This is a genomic window from Dapis hubbardiae BLCC-M172 (assembly GCF_050016015.1).
GTDB lineage: Bacteria > Cyanobacteriota > Cyanobacteriia > Cyanobacteriales > Microcoleaceae > Trichodesmium.
The window spans coordinates 1-18,019 of sequence record NZ_JBNHEQ010000192.1 but is presented as its reverse complement, the minus strand read 5'-3'; the positions used below and the strand labels follow the sequence as shown (position 1 = coordinate 18,019).

Below are 18,019 nucleotides of genomic sequence, written 5' to 3'. Positions count from 1 at the left end.
AGGGAGTAGGGCGAAATAATTGATGATTTATACGCGATAATTGATTGAATTTTTGATGATCGGAGAGGTCTATTAATTATTAATTGTTAATTATTAATTATTGAACAGCTTCTGACTTTTTAACCGTGGTTTCTTCCCACGAGGTTTTTTCGTAGTCGCGATCGCCAATACTCCCACTACCCTAATACCTCCTTTCTGCAAAACCTCTATGGCAGAATTCACCGTTGCACCAGTTGTATAAATATCATCCACCAACAAAACTGAAGCACGGGGGCGACGGTTACGCAAGTCTTTCCCCACAACAAAAGCATCCTTAACTGTCTCCAACCTCTCCCCACGAGACAAACCATATAACGCCTGGGTTTGCTTCACCCTTGCTAAACCATTTCGTCGTATCTGCAAACCTGTTGCTTCACAAAAACTATTGGCCAATAGTTCCGCCTGATTAAAACCTCGTTCCCTCTGCTTTTTTTTGTGCATGGGAATGGGTACAACCACTACTTTGTCAAGGGTTGCTACTTGTGAAGCTAACCACCCATCTGCCAACCAATACCCCAGAGGTTTTGCTATTTGTGGGTTATCTTTATATTTCATGGCAGCGATCGCTCGTTTGAGACTATCTTTATATTGACCCCAAATAAATACAGGTACTTCTCCAGGAAATATTTCTCCCCCACCAGGAAACTGACAGCGCCAAACTTGTTTTTCGCAATATTGACAAAACTCTCTGTCTGCCGATCGCTGACAAAGAGGACAGTTGGGCTTAAGAAATATATTTAGAAATGGTTTAAGGATTTTTTTCCAGATAAATTTAATGATTTTCATTTCAGTTATCAGTTAACAGTTGTCAGTTTCTCATTCTTAAATATTACCTTATTTTTATCTGATCAAAAAATGCTTTTTGTTTAAAACTAAATTTAAAAAAGTAGTTATTTATGAATTCGTAATTTTTGCCTTTACGACCAAATTGAAAAAAGGTCATTACAGTCTTCATCTCTAAATTCCTACCAGCAGAGAAAAACACTGTAGCAATATGTTATGAAAATGGGATAACCCCAAACTTTATTACACATATAAATTTGAAAAATTCAGCTTTTTAATATACTGATATTTCCCTATTTTTTTCCTCTATTCGATAACTTTAGCAATATTTTATCAAATTAGTATAGCATGAGGAGACTATTTACTGATAAAATCAGAGTTAAGCCAAAAAATAAGGTCTCAAGCATCCCCTTAAAAGGGGATGAAAAAGTAAACTTCAGTATTTCAAGCCTCTGAGTACAAATAGAGGTACTGTTAAGGAAGTTCCTCCGCAGGAGGCTAACTGATAACTAAAATGACGTGAGCAAAGTAAGAGTTTCGTGTATAAGTTTTACTGGCTAAATCAACTTGAATCATCAGACCGGGAGACAGTGGGAGAAAAAGCTTTTTATTTAGCTAATCTCATGGAGAAAGGTTATCCAATTAACCCCGGTTTTGTCATTCCAGCAAATAGCTTTTGGCAATTTTTACAATATATTGATTGGTCAGACCCTTTATTATCTGATTTCCCTCATTCTTCTTTACATTTTAATATTAATGACTATCAACAATTACAACAGATTTCTCAATCAATCAACTACTATATCGTCTATACTGATTTACCATCCGAGTTAGTCTCATATTTGGAATCTGCAATTAATAATCTTAATACTGAAGCATTAATTTTTCAGCCTTATTTAGCTTCTCCTAACCTGGAAAATTTTGGGATATTAGAACCAACAATTTGTCAAGCTAAATCAGAACAATTTACCCAAGGAATTAAACAAGTATGGGCAGAAATATTTAAAGCTAAAAGTTTATTATATTGGCATAGTCACCAAGTTGATATTCAACAACTTCAACCAGTAGTTTTAGTACAACCTTTACAGTCAGCGATCGCTTCAGGAACTATTCAAGCTTTTGCAGATAGTTGGGAAATTCAAGCAACTCATGGTTTAGGAATATCTATTGAGCTGGGGCAAATTATTCCCGACTCTTATCAAATTTCTCCTGAAAATTACACCATACAAGATAAAAAATTAGGGAATAAAATTATAGCTTATAACCTTGATTCAGCTACAAAAGTAAGCTATACCAATACATGGCAAGAAGTTTATCATACTCAAATGCCTATTCCTGACACTTTACCAGCACTGCAAGCTTTTTTCTTGCCAGAAGATGTACAAAAAGAATTTACTTTAGCAGATAACCACCTACAATTATTACTGGAATTAACTCAGGAAATAACCAATAATTTCCCGAATTATTTTTGTTTGAAATGGAGTTTATTTAAAAGTGGGGATGATGCTGAACCTCAACTATTAATCACCGATTTTAAGAAACTTCAAAAAGACTATCAAGATTTAGAAAATTCATCTAGTTCGACAACAGAAGAAAAAAAACAATCTATTGAAAATAGCAATGTTCCTATCATTACAGGTATAGCAGCATCAGCAGGAAAAGTAACAGCTAAAGCTATAGTTATTCAGGGTTTTACTCCACAATTAAAAGAATTTCCTGAAGGATCAATTTTAGTTGTATCGGCAGTTATTCCTAGTTATTTGCCATTACTAAAAAATTCTGCTGGAATTATTTCTGAACAAGGTGGTATCACAAGCCATGCTGCAATTTTAGCTAGAGAAATTGGGATTCCTGCTATTGTCGGAGCTACCAATTGTACTCAGATAATTAAAACAGGTAACTATTTATTAGTTAATGGAAACAATGGAGAAGTACATCTAGTTAAAGAACAGAAAAATAATCATCAAACACTGGATATAGAAGTAACAGAAAATTCTCTTCATTCTCAAAACTTCTTTCCCATTGGCACTAAATTATTTGTAAATATCAGTCAAATTAATTCTATTCAAAAAGTTAAAGATTTACCCATAGATGGAGTAGGATTATTACGCTCGGAATTAATGGCAATTGAACTGTTAGAAAATCGTCATCCTTTATGGTGGATACAACAAGGTCGTCAATCAGAATTAATAGATTTAATGTTACAGAATCTAACTCAATTTGCTGCTGCTTTTGCTCCTAAACCAGTCTTTTATCGTTCTCTTGATTTGGGATTATTTAATTCTAGTTATCAAGAAAAACAATTTACTGAAAAACCAGAACAATTATCTCTAAATTATCCTAGCAATCAAAGCAATCATTCTAGTCAAAATATTCATTCTCAAAATCTAGCTCAAGACTTAAATTTTTCCTCTCAAACTAATTATTATAATCCCATATTAGGACAACATGGCACATTTAGTTATATGTTAGAACCAAGTTTACTAGATTTAGAAATAAATATCTTATCTGAAGTACATAAATTAGGTTATAGTAACGTTCATTTAATCTTGCCTTTTGTACGTTCTGTAGAAGAATTTAAATTTTGTTGGAGTCGAATTGAAAGCAAATGGCAGGATCAACCAAATAATTTTCAAATTTGGATTATGGCAGAAGTACCATCAGTTTTATTCTTATTACCTGAATATGTGAAAGCAGGCGTACAAGGTATTGCTATTGGTACTAATGATTTAACACAATTATTGTTAGGTATAGACCGAGAAAAAGCAGAAATAAAAAATGCTTTTGATGCTCGTCATCCAGCAGTAATGAGAGCAATTAACCAATTAATTTCTCAGGCTAAAACTGCTGGTATTCCTTGTTCTATTTGTGGTGATGCTCCTGCTTTATACCCAGAAATAATAGATGATTTAATTCGGTGGGGTATTACTTCCATTTCTGTTAATGTGAACGCTGTTGAGCAGACTTATCAAGCGATCGCTCGTGCCGAACAACGTTTAATATTAGAAGCAGCTCGACTCAATAATGGATAATGGATAATGGATAATGGATAATGGATAATGAAAACTACAACAGGATTCGTAGATTGGGTTGAGGTAACGAAATTCCACATCAACTATGGTCGAATAATAGTTTTATTTGGGTACTATTAAAATTTGTTTTTATCGTTCAGCAGCATAGTTTAGATAAGCCAAAATATCCTGTTGTTTCAATAGGGAAAATCTGCTAATAATTCTTCATAAGTCTTTCCTGTAGCTAGATCGGGAAGTACATCATAAACAGTTATTATTATAGCTCTAACACAAGGTTTTCCACTACGTTTTCCTGGTTCAATAGTAATAATATTTTGTTCTAAGATGACATATTTATTTGACAGATTAGGAGAATTTTATTTTACACAAATTCAAGGATTTTCTAACTATTTTAATTTCTCTTTTTCTTGAGGGTGACTCCTTCAAAGCGATCGCTCGCTCGTGCTGAACAATGTTTGATTTTAGCAGCAGCTCGACTCAATAATGGATAATTAATAATGAAAACTACAACAGTATTAGTAGGTTGGGTTGAGGTAACGAAACCCAACATCAACTATGGTGGAATAAAAGTTTCATTTAGGTACTATTACAGCGGTTTTCATTTGAGTACACCACAGTAGGGGCGAGCAAGTGAATCGCCCCGTAAGGGGTTTTGGTTATGACGATGTAGTTTATCCATCTGAAAAACGCTGTAAAGTTTATTTTTCCCGTTCAGCAGCATAGTTTAGAAAAGCCAAAATATCCTGTTTTTTAAATATGTAAAATCTTCTAACATGACATATTTATTTGACAGATTAGGAGAATTTTATTTTACACAAATTCAATGATTTTCTAACTATTTTAATTTATCTTTCTTCCCACATTTCCCACATTTCCCACACTTCCCACACCCTGCTTTTTTCAGCAAACCCTAGCTAGCTTTTCTCCCCGTGAGCTTTTGCAGTCTTTCGCAAAGTTTCTGAAGGCAACTCCCCAAACATAGCTTTGTAATCGCTAGTAAAATGACATGGACTGTAAAACCCAAATTCACTAGCGAGGATGGCGATCGTACAATTTTCGGGTTCCCTTGCTTTCAGGCGTTGTCGCACTGCATTAAGTCGTTGCACCTTGAGATAACGCATCGGACTCACGCCAAATAAGTCCTGAAAACCAAAAGATAACGCACGACTGCTACACCCTAAATTTTCAGCTAGTTGTTTTAAAGTCAGAGGTTTTTCCAAGTGTGCTAACATTTTTTGCTCTGCTTGGGCAATCAACTTTGCTCTTCGGGAAGGTTTGAGGAAAGACTTGGAATTTAACTTAATGGGAATCTGACTAATCAACAAAGGAACGAAATCATCAGCAACCAGTTTCTCAATGTGAGGGTTTTGAAACCAAGTCGGTTTGTGTACTGCTAACCAAAAAAGTTGTTTCAGATAATCTTTAATTTCTTTCATCCCAGTTAAAGGCAAATTCACATGATTTTTACTCCGGAAATTATCGTCTAGATCGTGGCGTTGTAGTTGGTCTGCATAAGTATGAAAAGTTTTAATAGGTATTAAAATTTGTGTCAATGCTCCACCGTGAGAACTTATGAAGTCTCCTCCCCTACCATTAAAACTAAAAATAGTCCTTTCAGGCTCAATACGGTAACGGAAAGAGGAATATTCCTTTTCATTCTCAGACCAAATTATCGAAAAATTTATATAGTTGTTTATAGGACCGGCGCATAATTTAAGCCCTAGGTTCGCCTGATTATATACGAAATATATGTCACCAAACTGAATTGACAAAATCTCAGCTTGAAAATAACCAGAAGTGAGTTGTATGACTTCGGCCTTGTGATGAGCAAAAAACTCTTTGAAACAATCCACATCTGTAAAAGATTTGCAGACAATCTTAGGATTGCCTATTCCAGGAGCATCTTGAGCTTGGGCAATTTTACTATTGTTTGTATTCATCAATCAACTTACTTTTACACCACTCCATCAAAAAAATAATCCAACCAGATATAAGTAAAGTTAATGCAAACTCAAGCTTAGTTATTTAATTTCTATATCTGAGAAAGTTTCAATTTTTGATTATCCACAGAGATAGATTACCACTAAAGTAACTTTGAGGTCTTTGGATTACTCTGTTGTGCTACAGAGTGGGTATGAGATATCCTAATTCGATTTTCGATTAACAAATTCAAAGAAGTCCAATTCAGTCCAGGTGATAGGGTTCCAATCTAGCGATCGGGACTCTACATAACATCCCAAGGCCAGATTGTGTTTTGGAATGTAGCCTGAGATGCGTGTTAACCCTTTTTATGAGGTTTTATCAATGTTTTTTAACGGTCTTTTGAACCGGACTTTGAAAGGAGTTGTGGCGTTTGCGATCGCCATTGCCTTTTTGCTAAGTGCTGTGACACCCCCCGTACTGGCAGCCGAATCAGGTTTTGATTGGGAAGAAGAATATGCCTACACCCTCGGTGTACAAGCATTTATCTATGCGTATCCTTGGGCTTATATGCCAGTTGCTTACTGGACTCGCTTGAAAGACACAAACGGGGAGAGAGGAGAAGAGGGTGAAGTTAACAAGTTTTTTCACTACAAGAAACTCCGGGACGATACTCATACCGCAGGTGGTGGCCCCAACAACGACACCATATATTCTCACGCAGTTATATACCTTGGAGATGAGCCGCTTATCCTTAAAGTACCTGAGATGGATCGCTACTACTCAATGGAGTTGACTGATTACAGGGGAGACAACTTTGCCTATGTGGGTAAGCGGGCTACTGGGCTAGAAGCCGGTAACTATGCGCTGATTGGCCCCAATTGGGAAGGTGAACTGCCTGAAGGTGTGAAGAGGATTGAAGGCTCTTCCAGTACCCCTTGGGGATATATCGCAGGGCGAACTTTGGTGACCGACACGGAGCGGGACTCGGGAGACCTAGAGGAGATATACGAAATTCAGAAGGGTTATAAGCTAACACCGCTATCCCAGTTCCCCGATTTTGATGTAATACCATCAGGCCCTGAACTTTGGAAACCTTACCTGTATGAAGCCTCTGGCAATTATCCACCCTCTGACGATCCCCTTGCATATTGGAAGAATATTAACCACGCCATGGGCGAGAATCCACCCGATCCTGACGATAACAGCTTACTTAGATTGTTTGCAGAGATCGGTATTGGACCAAATTTAGATGTTGATCTGCAAAGCGATAGCATCAAGCGCGGTCTTGAACGTGCCAGCACTGATGGACTTCGGATTATCGATGATGCCTTCGCTACAGGGTATGCCCAGAAACAGGTTAATGGGTGGAACTATCCGCCTCCGGAAATTGGTCGCCCTTCAGCAAGTCACGAATGGTTGGTTCGTGCAATCCAAGCTCAGACTGGTTTAGTTGCCCATGACCCGATCGAGGCAATCTATATGAATATATCGTTGGATGGGGATGGCAATCGCCTGTCAGGGGAAAACCTTTACCAGCTTCGGTTTGAGGAGGGTGAGCTACCTGAAGTCAATGAGTTTTGGTCGATCACCATGTACAACTCCCAATACAACCTAGTGAGTAACGAAATCGATCGATTCTCAGTGGGAGACCGAAGTGGCATGAATACTGCTGAAGATGGCAGTCTCACCATTTCCATCCAGCACGATCGTCCAAGCAAGTGTCCCAGTAAGGATGAAGACCCCAGTGGAGACGAGTGCCCCAACTGGCTACCCGCGCCTGAAGGCAATTTCTTGATGTTCATGCGTCTGTACTTACCGGGATACCCAGCGTTGTCACAGTGGTGGGAACCACCCGCTTTGACTAAGTTAGGTCCTGATGGTGATGCTTTGTCTGCCCAAGCTGTTGAAGATGTAGCTCAAGAAGATTTTTGGGACACAATCATTCAGCAGGTTGAGAAACGTTATTCAACCAAATAGCGATCGCTATTCACAGGACTTACCCATGAGGTAGGAAAAACCCAGGTCATCCAACAGCCGGATCGAATGCCTAAGTAGTTAATGAATTTAGTCTCGATGGGGCGGATTGAGTGACTCAATTGGGTGAGCAATGCTCACCCTAATTACTCGGAAGAATAAACCTGACAAACTAGGACTAACAAAAATATGTCAATTATAGATCAAGCGTCTTCAGCTACTATTAGAAAGCAGAATGAGTACATAGAACTTGCTCAATTTTATGATTTATTGATGGAAGCAGGCTATTACGATTATCAAGCCTTTGTTAACTCACTGGCACTTATCTTAGAAACCCGAACAAAAATCCTGGATGTGGGTGTCGGAACTGGTTTACTTACTGAACAAATGCTGAAAGTTCAGGATTACGATATCGTAGGGGTAGACTTTTCTGAAGAAATGCTTGTCAAAGCTCGGCGTAGGTTATCAGATTACAATGTCAAGTTATTAAATTTAGACATTAGAGACTATCCAGAAAATGAATCTTTCCAATCTATCATTTCTAGTGGTGGTACTATCTGTATTTCACACCAAGATAGCGGGCAGTATCGATTATATAGTTACTGCGATGATAAGTTAGATCATCTTAGCCTACTGCGTAAACTCTACAATCTCTTAGAAGACGATGGATTACTAATTATTTCAATTCAGGGAGAACACAAGAATTATTCAAAAGCAATATCAGAAGATATTACTTACTCTCAAGAAATCAACCATTCAGGTGACTATATGACAAAGTGGTATACATTTTCCAATGAGGAAAAAATACTTGCACGTCAATTTGTAAAGTTAGTCGTTTTCGATGAAATAGAAATGATAAATTCATTTACTGAAGTTGGGTTTAAGTCTCTAGGGGTTGATACATCCAATAAGTTTTACGTTTTCCAAAGGTAAATGTTGTCTGTCGTCTCTCCAGCACGGAGAGATGCTTATCGATACAAGTTTAATATTAGAGTTGTTGGAAAATAAAAATTGAACAATACTCAAAAGCTTTATATAGTAAGCTTTAAGAAATTTAGAGCCTAAAAAAATATAAACTTTGACTGATAAGGGTTTAAGCCATTTTTTTAGCTTAATTCCCAACAACTCTATTGAGTAGCTATAAAAGTTATTTCAGATTGTATCAAAACCGTCTCCTACTTTCCACTCCCCATCGCTTTTCCTTCCCCACGAGGATCTGCCGCTCCTTCCAAGATTCCATCCTCATCCACCACAATTACATTTGCGTTACCCCAACCACGTCGCATTACCACATCATGTCCGCGCTGTTTCAACTCATTCACAGTTACCTCACTAAACCCCCCTGTTTCCAACATCAATTTATCTGGCAACCATTGATGATGAAAACGTGGAGCAGATACAGCTTCCGCAGCATTCATTTGATACTCCAACACATTCAAGACAACCTGCAAAACCGTCGTAATAATTGTACTTCCTCCAGGAGCACCAGTCGCCATAATTAACCTGCCATTCTCCGTAACAATAGTAGGAGTCATACTAGACAAAGGAGTTTTTCTCGGAGCTATAGCATTCGCCTCACCCCCCACCAAACCATACAAATTTGGCACCCCAGGAGCAACAGCAAAATCATCCATCTCATTATTTAACAATATTCCTGTTCCAGCAGTTACCACTCCAGCACCAAAACTACCATTAATTGTATATGTCATACTAATAACATTTCGTTCTGCATCCACGACAGTCAAATGAGTAGTATCGGGAGATTCCCAAATATGACTCCTTAAAACTTCTGGTGATGCTGGTTTTACTTCACTCGAACGTCTGACTTTTTCAAGATTAATTTCCTCACGTCGTTTTTGCGCATAACTCAAGCTAGTCAATTCCTTAACTGGCACTTCCACAAAATCTGGGTCTCCCAAATATTTAGAGCGATCGGCATAAGCAACCCGCATTGCTTCAGTCAATAAATGAATAGTATCAGGATTTTCTCTACCCCACTTTTGTAAGTTAGTCTCTCCCACAATATTTAATATTTGCAGTAGATGTACTCCTCCAGAAGATGGTGGCGGCATAGCACAAACTTTCGCTTGCCGAAACTTGCCACAAATAGGTTCACGCCATATTGGTGTATAATCTTTTAAATCTTCTAAAGTAATTAGACCTCCCTCTTGAGCCATATCAGTAGCGAGCGCCTCAGCAATTTTACCCGTATAAAAGCTTTGAGGATTTTTAGCAATAGTTTCCAAGGTTTCAGCTTTATCAGTTTGAATCAGTAAATCTCCCGGTTGATATGCTTGACCATCTTTAGTAAATATATCCCTAGCTGCCGGGTTTCTATTAATTACTTCTAACTCCTCTTCCAGTTTACTAACGAAGATATCGCTCACCTCAAACCCATCACGAGCATAACGAATAGCTGGTTTGAGCAATTCTGACCAGGACAACTTACCATAGTATTTATGAACATTATACAATCCTGCCACAGTTCCCGGAACTCCCACTGCTAAATGTCCATCTAAACTTGCTCTTTTATCTACTTCTCCCTTTTCATTAAGGTACATATTTCGAGTTGCTGCTTTAGGCGCTCTTTCCCGAAAGTCTAGCGCTCGAATTTTATACTGTTGAGTCTCAGAATTTTCTGGAGGAGTTCCCAATAGTAAAAAACCTCCACCTCCAATACCTGCCGAAAATGGCTCTACTACTGAAATGGCAAAAGCCGTAGCAACCGCTGCATCTACCGCATTACCCCCTTTTTCTAGCATTAACTTTCCTGCTTCACTAGCTAGGGGATGAGCAGAAACTACTATACCTTCTTGACTCCGTTTTAATTCTGCTAGAGGTAAAGATTTTGAAGAGTTGGAAGTACAGCCAAACAGTGATATAGAAACAGCCATACAACTAAATATTAGTATTTGGCTTTTAGTCTTAGGAAATCGAATCTGAGGCATTTAGCAACTACTGGGATTAATAATAATTATTCTTTATATCATGTCCGGTAGCATCGGTATTGTATAGAGAAGCTAAGGAAGAAGGAAGAAGAAAGAAGGAAGAAGAAAGAAGAAAAAGCTTACATAAGGTAAATATTTCCCCAACTTTTAAACAAACGATACCAGCGGACATAATATTATACCATTTCTCAAAAACTTTTATACATTTGATTGAAGTAGGGGAGTAGGGGAGTAAGGGAGTAGGGGAGAAGTAAAACAAAGGAATAATTGATGCTAAATCAACTAAAACTAATAAAAAAGTAATTAAACTAAGGTAATTACTTAATAACTGAAGTGTTATCCAAGTATAGCGTTAATGCATGGGAATTGGTATTATTCCTAAATTTACCAAAATAGTTAGGTCGCGCAACCGCGACTTTTAATTAGTTAGCCGATAGAACATCCATTCCGCTTTGGTTCCCATATCAAATGCGGAACAACTGCGGCAGCTATATTGCTCTCTTTTGGAATTATTGATGTTTTATTCATCTATTGTCCAATAGTTAGGGTAGGCTGATTAAATCTCAAAACCTTTATAGGTAAAAGTTTCAGCCTTTTCATGTTTTATATTGATGTTTTATTCATTTGTTGTCCAATAGTTACCGAAAAATAAAGGTATAAAGCCTCTCACTCCCCGTGGAGAAACAAAAAAATTCTTCCTTTTATTCAATCCTATCCGTTTTTAGGGAGAGGTAATTATCAATTATCCATTATCAATTATCCATTATTGAAAGGAGTTTCAGCGCAGAAGTGAAGTACATATCCACAAGGAAGTTTGGCAGCTATATACTTTCATGCAACAAAGCCGCCTTTAAGACTAAAAAGTTAGGACGGCTGGCAGACAAGCAAAAAAAGATACAGGTACAATTATTAGTCCTACTTTCGGAAGTCTTCCCACACTTCCCACACTTCCCACACTTCCCACACTGTCTTGACGGACTACCAAAATAATTAAAGTAATAGTTTGACTTCCGACTTCTGACTTCCGACTTCTGACTTCATATAAATTAAGTGGTCTATCAACCAATTAAATCTATCAAAATATACAAAAATGTCTTAAAATTTTATTTATGACTATTACAATTTTATTAAAAACTAATACTGTTTTAGATTTTTGTGACTAATTGACTAAATTTAGGCTTTTTTAAAACACAAAATAATTCTTAAACTGTATTTTAATTTACAATACTCCTTGAGTACCACAAAACCTTGTAATTGTCAAGAAAAAACTTTTATAGTTTTAAATTATGGAATGGCAAGAAAATTCTGGTAATTGGGTATTAATACCTTCTCACCCCAAAGCAGTCATACATTTTTTAGGTGGAGCGTTCGTAGCAACTGCACCTCATGTAACTTATCGTTGGTTATTGGAGATTCTAGCAAATCAAGGCTATGCAGTAATAGCTACTCCTTTTGTCAATACTTTAGACCATTTAGCAATGGCTAAAAATGTTCTCAGCACTTTTGAGAATTGTCTTAATCATTTATATGCTAGTAGAAGACTCAGGAAAAAATCTTTACCTATATATGGAATAGGACATAGTATGGGATGTAAGTTACATTTACTTATGGGTAGTTTATTTTCCATAGAAAGAGCTGGCAATATTCTGATATCTTTCAATAATTTTGCAGCTCGTGATGCCATTCCCCTGGTCGAACAAATATCTTCTGTAGTGAAAGTAGAGTTTACTCCCTCCCCAAAAATGACAAACAGCCTAATTCAAAAACGTTATCGAATTCGGCGCAATTTATTAATTAAATTTAATGATGATGATATAGATCAAACCCTTCGTTTGAGCGATCTATTACGACTGCGTTTTCCCAGTATGGTTACAGTTCAGAGATTAAACGGAAACCACTTAACACCTTTGGGTCAGGACTTAACTTGGTCTGTAGGAAAAGTATATACCCCTGTAGACGCCGTTGGTCAATGGCTGAAACAAGAGGTTTATCGGGACTTAAATAAACTTAAACGTGAAATCCTACTTTGGCTGAACCCCCTAGCACCAATATCATAGCCTCATCCTGATAAATTCCAGATTTAGATATTAGCATCAAAAGTATTATTTTGTTCTGGAGAATATGGCAAATAATTTTTAGCAATTAACAAACAGTTACGATTATCCGATGTACGGGTATAACTAATATTGTCTGCTATAGCATACATTAATTTTATACCCCGTCCACCACCAACAAAGATATCTGTTTGAGTGGGTTGCTCTTTTAGCCATTTGAGCAAGTCAAAAGGCTGACCATAATCCCAAATTCTAATTTCCAGGTAGTCAGTATAGATTTTAACTTCAATATCTATAAGTGTTTCTGTAGGTAAATATTTATGGGCATGACGAGTTGCATTAGTAAAAGCTTCAGCTAAAGCAAGCTCACACTCTAACCAAACTTTTTTGGGAATTGGTGCTTGGTGCAACTGCTCAAACCATGATAAAACTTTGTCATTTTCTCCCAGGTCTGAACAAACTTGTAAATCAGCTTGATGAAACTTTGGTAATTTATCAGAATCTTTTACTTTAGTCACACTTAGCTTCTTAAGTAATTACATAATATTTCAGGTATATTGTAAAGTATATGTCAATCACAATAAGGCAAATTTTCTAACCAAACCTTCATATCTAAAAATATAAATATATATCTTTAACACTATCACAATTCAGATTTTGGTAAAATCTGAATTGTCATTTTGAACTTGAGGATACAACCAATAATTTTTCTTAATTAACAAACAGTTACGATTATCAGATGTACGGGTATAACTAATATCGTCTGCTATAGCATACATCAGTTTGATACCTCGCCCACCAGGAGCAAACATATCTGGCTCTGGTTGTACTTTTAACCATTCTGTAAAGTCAAAGGGCTGACCATAATCCCAAATTCTAATTTCTAGGCAGTCAGTATACATTGTAACTTCAATGTCTATAGGTGTTTCTGTAGGTAAGTATTTATGGGCATGGCGAGTTGCATTAGTAAAACCTTCAGCCAAAGCTAACTCACACTGCAACCAAATTGTTTTTGGAATTGGTGCTTGATGCAATTGCTCAAACCATGACAAAACTTTGTCATTTTCCGCCAGGTCTGAATGAACTTGCAAATAAGCTTTGCGAAATTTTGGTAATTTATCAGAACCTTTCACGTTAGTCACACTTCGCTTCTTAAATAATTAGTATAGTATTTCAGGTATATTTTAAGTTATATTATGGAGTATATGTATAAAATTCATGATAAATAATTAAAACTACCTAAAAGCTTGGTTTGTATGATAACAGGTAATAATGGGTCTCTAAATGCAGATTGTAATGGGGCAACATAATCAGTAAAGTTAGGTTGATACTTAAGCATACTGCATATGGGTATTTTGACTTGTCCTCAAAGAATATTTATGTGGTCAGCTTAGAATATCTGTCCCAACATTGATTTATCCCTATTCATTTATTTAGTAGGAGTTTGGTCACCAAAACCCTAGAATAATTAATCCCTGTGACTTTAGTCTGGGGAGTAGTCAAAAACTCCTAATGGTCTACTCACTTTTATCTCGGCATTTAGCCGAAACGGTGAATTGTTTAACTAAGTCCATGATATATAAAGTTTTGGTTATTGATGATGATACTGCCATTCAGGAATTACTCAAAAGAGTTCTGCGGAAACAGGGTTATGAGGTGACAGTAGCAAGTAATGGTGAAGAAGGTTTTGAACAAGCAAAACTCGTGCAACCTGCTTTGATTATCTGTGACTGGATCATGCCACGACTCACGGGAATAGAAGTATGCCGTAGGGTTAAAGCTAGTCCCGATCTGTCTACTACTTTCTTCATTTTGTTAACTTCTTTAGGAACGGTTCAAGATCGGGTCAAAGGTCTTGATGCTGGTGCTGATGACTTTATTTCTAAACCCATAGAAATGAATGAAATGAAGGCTCGGGTTCGAGCTGGACTTCGACTGCATCAGCTTTCTCAAGATTTACAGACTCAAAAGCAATTACTAGAAGCAGAATTAGCTGAAGCTGCTGACTATGTGTGTTCTCTCTTACCAGAATCTTTAATAGAACCAGTAAAAATTGAATCCCAATTTATTCCTTCTCGCAAGTTAGGCGGAGACTGCTTTGATTATTATTGGTTAGATGAAAATTACTTGGCTGTATATTTGTTGGATGTCGCAGGCCATGGTTTACGGGCAGCACTTCCTTCAGTTTCAGTTTTGAATTTGTTAAGGTCAAAGGCCATACCTAATATAAATTACCATCAACCTAGTGATGTACTTAGGGCTTTAAATAATACTTACCAGATGACCTATCAAAATGACAAATATTTTACCATTTGGTATGGTGTTTATAATCGTTCTCAAGGTCAACTGGTCTATGCAAGTGCGGGTCATCCCCCGGCTATTTTAATTTCAGGTGATGGTCAGCTCGCTCAGGCCAATAAATTGAAAACTCCTGGAATGCCTATTGGTATGTTTCCAGAGGCTACTTATATAGATGATTCTTGTGTAGTTCAAAAGTCTAACTCCCTTTACATATTTAGTGATGGTGTTTATGAAATACCTCAACGTGGAGGTGGAATTTGGGGTATAGATAACTTTATTAATCTAATTTTAGAATACAATCAACATGGTTTTTGTCATCTAGATAAGGTCTTAGACTATGTGAGAGAGTTGAATGGTAGTAATGTCTTTAGTGATGATTTTTCTTTACTAAAGGTTGTTTTTGGTTAGGCTGTTTATGTCTCCTCAAGTGTCGGTATTCAGCCGTCAGCTATAAATTATTAACTTAAGTAGATAGGCAAAAAAATTTATAAAATGCCTAAGACCTGGATCTGAGGAAAACTTAAACTTTATAGCAAAGAATTATCCATTATTTGCTATTAACCCAGTTATGATCCAGGAGGCTAGCTGACCGCTAATAGCTGTTTGCGCAGCATTCCGCAGGAAATGCTTACCCTCAAGTTATTTAAGGATTAAGATTAAATAAAATATACAATTAAAAAAGGAAAGTTTAAATATATTAAACCCAATTCTGTAAAAACAATTTTCAGAACACGTTTGAGTTAAGTAATATGAGAGTTATTTTCCTACAATTGTTATTTCTCTTCTATATTTAAGAGCTATGGGTAATTTTTCTTTTACTCCAAATATTTAAGGCAAATTTAGAATATTTCATCTTGAGAGAAAAGAAAATTTGTTTGATGGCTAATTAATGCAACTTGAGATAATAGTAATTTTTAGTTGCTATATTTATCCTAACTAATTCCAAAATTTAATTTCTACTATATCCAAGTTAAATGCTAAATACCTTAATCTAGACTAGATTTAAGTCTTTGCTAGAATTGCCTCAAAGTTATTACTTAACTTATATAGCTTTAATCTTGATAGTAGTTACAAATCAAACATAGAAATTATTTAACCTAAAGTATCTTAGACTTCAGATAAGTAGAAGGTTAGTTACAAAGTTTTGATTTGATTTTTTCTTCCATACATCAAATTAGATAGTGCATTTTATCTCAAATCAAAAATTTCTTCCTGATTAATTTTTTGGGGATGTACACTTTTTCATAGATGCACCCCTTTTTACCCATAAATATTTCAGGTTTTGTTTGAATTAGTGACGGATTTATAGAGGAAGATTTAATCTACTACTTACATACTTTTGAAAATCTAAGATACTGATTGATAAATTTTACGATTTGCTTTGAGCTTGAAGATTTTTATTAGATTCAGAATGATCTTTTTGAAACTCTTCTCGGTTAGTAAATATCTCAAAAACTCGATCCATACTTGTTAGTTCAAACAGAATTCTAATTTGTTCATTAATAGAACATACAACTAACTGAGATCCAGCAGCACGAACAGTTTTAAGCGCTAATACTAAAGCACCTAAACCGGAGCTATCCATAAAAGTTACTTCTTTAAAATCTATCACAACAATATCAGCTCCAGCATCTACTTGTTCACTAATTTCTTGGCGAAATGAAGTAGCTTTAGTACCGTCTAAAATACCAGAGGGTTGAATATATTTAACAACAGTGGTCATATTTTCTAGAAGCTATAATTCTAAGTATTAAGAAACCTAGGCTAGTATAGCTTATTACTGAGATTAACTCCAAGTATGTCCAAATCAATTCCTAATTTTGAGCTTCTCTGCTCTTTGATTTAAATTGTAGGACTAACTTTAGCACGGAATAGCAGTTTATTCCCTTGCTTATAGCCAGTATAACGAACTTTTACCATTTCTCCTTTCTCCACAGATCCCTCCATCAGTTGATGGAACTGGGGGTCAAAAGGAACTTCTGCTCCAACATTAGCGATAGATTCCACATTCCAGTGTTCCATCAATTTTTCTACTGGACTTAACAAAGGCAATATTTTTACTGCTCCTAGACGAGGATTTTGTTTAGCTTTATGTACAACAGTTGGCCATTGTTGTAGCCAAGATTCTAAAATTTGTAAACTAGAATGCTGAAACTCTTGCATTAACAATTTTTTTTGTTGCTCTAATTCTTTCTGGAGATTGTTATATTCTTTTTCTACTGCTGAGGTGGAAGTTTCTGGTGATTTTTTGATAAGTTCAGGTGCAAAATTAGTTAATAGTTCTGTTAAAGTTATTCCTAATGCTTGACTAATTTTGAGTAAAATATCTACTCGCATTTGTGATGCTAGGCCACGTTGCAACCGCATAAGCTGTAACTCAGAAATTCCAGCTTTTTGACTTAATTCCCTATAGCTGGAAATATTTGCGTTTTGCATTAGGTTTTGTAAATGGGGGTTGTAGTTTTTTGGAGAATATTTATTCATTTCGCCAGATACTAAAGGAAAATAAAAAAGTTTTTTTTTCTAGTCTAGAATATACCATAATTGCTAAGTATTGGTAGTATAAAATCATTAACTTATTCCATTTTTTATTTACTCAAGACAATTTGAGGATTGTTTTTGATTTATATTTGCCTAATGTTAGCTTTACTTTTGCGGACTTAATTCCCTGAAATGGTATTTGTTTTAAGTAATCTTGATGAATTAAGAACTTGGGTCGAATATTGGTTGAAACAATCTCAACAAAAAAAGGGTTGGATAGATTAATACTTTACTCACTTTTCGGATATATATAAGGTAGTGGAAAATTATATTTTGCGTCTTCAGTATTTCCTGCGTAATACCTATAACAGGTTTCCGCTTTTACCTGATCTTATGAGTCGTAATTGCGGACTTCATTACTTACTATAATTACCGAAAAATAAAGGTATAAAGCCTCTCACTCACCGTGGAGAAACAAAAAAAA

At 36.1% G+C, this 18,019-nt stretch carries 15 protein-coding genes; 5 read left to right on the top strand and 10 right to left on the bottom strand.

Annotated features, from left to right (window positions below; all coding sequences use genetic code 11):
• Positions 1-93: 93 nt before the first annotated feature.
• Positions 94-825 carry a ComF family protein gene (locus ACP6PK_RS17420; RefSeq protein ID WP_426561219.1) on the bottom strand — a complete coding sequence of 244 codons (732 nt, stop codon included), beginning with the start codon at positions 823-825 and terminating at the stop codon, positions 94-96.
• A gap of 536 nt (positions 826-1,361) precedes the next feature.
• Here ACP6PK_RS17420 and ACP6PK_RS17415 point away from each other — a divergent pair.
• Positions 1,362-3,854 (top strand): putative PEP-binding protein, encoded by a 2,493-nt coding sequence (locus ACP6PK_RS17415; RefSeq protein ID WP_426561217.1) that lies wholly within the window; start codon positions 1,362-1,364, stop codon positions 3,852-3,854.
• A 176-nt stretch (positions 3,855-4,030) separates the two neighbouring features.
• On the opposite strand, the gene ACP6PK_RS17410 is transcribed toward ACP6PK_RS17415, so the two are convergent.
• The 3 genes from ACP6PK_RS17410 to ACP6PK_RS17400 form a co-directional block, all read right to left on the bottom strand.
• A complete protein-coding gene (locus tag ACP6PK_RS17410; protein ID WP_426561252.1) occupies positions 4,031-4,108 on the bottom strand; it encodes a DUF433 domain-containing protein in 78 nt (25 codons plus the stop codon).
• A 137-nt stretch (positions 4,109-4,245) separates the two neighbouring features.
• Positions 4,246-4,404: a hypothetical protein gene (locus ACP6PK_RS17405; RefSeq protein ID WP_168186669.1), complete on the bottom strand. Its 159-nt coding sequence runs from the start codon at positions 4,402-4,404 to the stop codon at positions 4,246-4,248.
• 364 nt (positions 4,405-4,768) lie between these two features.
• Positions 4,769-5,794: a helix-turn-helix domain-containing protein gene (locus ACP6PK_RS17400; RefSeq protein WP_426561215.1), complete on the bottom strand. Its 1,026-nt coding sequence runs from the start codon at positions 5,792-5,794 to the stop codon at positions 4,769-4,771.
• Between the two features lie 331 nt (positions 5,795-6,125).
• Here ACP6PK_RS17400 and ACP6PK_RS17395 point away from each other — a divergent pair, with 331 nt between their 5' ends.
• Positions 6,126-7,754 carry a DUF1254 domain-containing protein gene (locus ACP6PK_RS17395; RefSeq protein WP_426561213.1) on the top strand — a complete coding sequence of 543 codons (1,629 nt, stop codon included), beginning with the start codon at positions 6,126-6,128 and terminating at the stop codon, positions 7,752-7,754.
• A 186-nt stretch (positions 7,755-7,940) separates the two neighbouring features.
• The gene (locus ACP6PK_RS17390) at positions 7,941-8,684 is read left to right on the top strand and encodes a class I SAM-dependent methyltransferase (protein ID WP_426561211.1); all 744 of its coding nucleotides are present in this window, start codon (positions 7,941-7,943) and stop codon (positions 8,682-8,684) included.
• Positions 8,685-8,926: 242 nt separating this feature from the next.
• Here ACP6PK_RS17390 and ggt read toward each other — a convergent pair whose 3' ends face one another.
• On the bottom strand, positions 8,927-10,699 hold the full coding sequence (gene ggt / locus ACP6PK_RS17385; protein WP_426561209.1) for a gamma-glutamyltransferase: 1,773 nt from the start codon (positions 10,697-10,699) through the stop codon (positions 8,927-8,929).
• Positions 10,700-11,555: 856 nt separating this feature from the next.
• On the bottom strand, positions 11,556-11,765 hold the full coding sequence (locus ACP6PK_RS17380) for a hypothetical protein (RefSeq protein ID WP_426561207.1): 210 nt from the start codon (positions 11,763-11,765) through the stop codon (positions 11,556-11,558).
• A 220-nt stretch (positions 11,766-11,985) separates the two neighbouring features.
• Between ACP6PK_RS17380 and ACP6PK_RS17375 the strand changes: the two genes are divergently transcribed.
• Complete coding sequence (locus ACP6PK_RS17375) at positions 11,986-12,756, top strand: DUF1350 family protein (RefSeq protein WP_094672117.1); 771 nt, start codon at positions 11,986-11,988, stop codon at positions 12,754-12,756.
• A 23-nt stretch (positions 12,757-12,779) separates the two neighbouring features.
• Here the strand turns inward: ACP6PK_RS17375 and ACP6PK_RS17370 are convergent, their stop codons facing one another.
• Positions 12,780-13,271 (bottom strand): ATP-binding protein, encoded by a 492-nt coding sequence (locus ACP6PK_RS17370; protein ID WP_094671838.1) that lies wholly within the window; start codon positions 13,269-13,271, stop codon positions 12,780-12,782.
• A 132-nt stretch (positions 13,272-13,403) separates the two neighbouring features.
• Positions 13,404-13,895: an ATP-binding protein gene (locus tag ACP6PK_RS17365; protein ID WP_426561204.1), complete on the bottom strand. Its 492-nt coding sequence runs from the start codon at positions 13,893-13,895 to the stop codon at positions 13,404-13,406.
• 433 nt (positions 13,896-14,328) lie between these two features.
• On the opposite strand from ACP6PK_RS17365, the gene ACP6PK_RS17360 reads away from it, so the two are divergent.
• Positions 14,329-15,462, top strand: a complete 1,134-nt coding sequence (locus tag ACP6PK_RS17360) for a PP2C family protein-serine/threonine phosphatase (RefSeq protein WP_426561250.1) — start codon at positions 14,329-14,331, stop codon at positions 15,460-15,462.
• A gap of 961 nt (positions 15,463-16,423) precedes the next feature.
• Here ACP6PK_RS17360 and ACP6PK_RS17355 read toward each other — a convergent pair.
• Both ACP6PK_RS17355 and ACP6PK_RS17350 read right to left on the bottom strand, forming a co-directional pair.
• Positions 16,424-16,777 (bottom strand): STAS domain-containing protein, encoded by a 354-nt coding sequence (locus ACP6PK_RS17355; RefSeq protein ID WP_426561202.1) that lies wholly within the window; start codon positions 16,775-16,777, stop codon positions 16,424-16,426.
• Positions 16,778-16,896: 119 nt separating this feature from the next.
• A complete protein-coding gene (locus ACP6PK_RS17350; RefSeq protein ID WP_426561200.1) occupies positions 16,897-17,538 on the bottom strand; it encodes a helix-turn-helix domain-containing protein in 642 nt (213 codons plus the stop codon).
• Positions 17,539-18,019 lie beyond the last annotated feature (481 nt).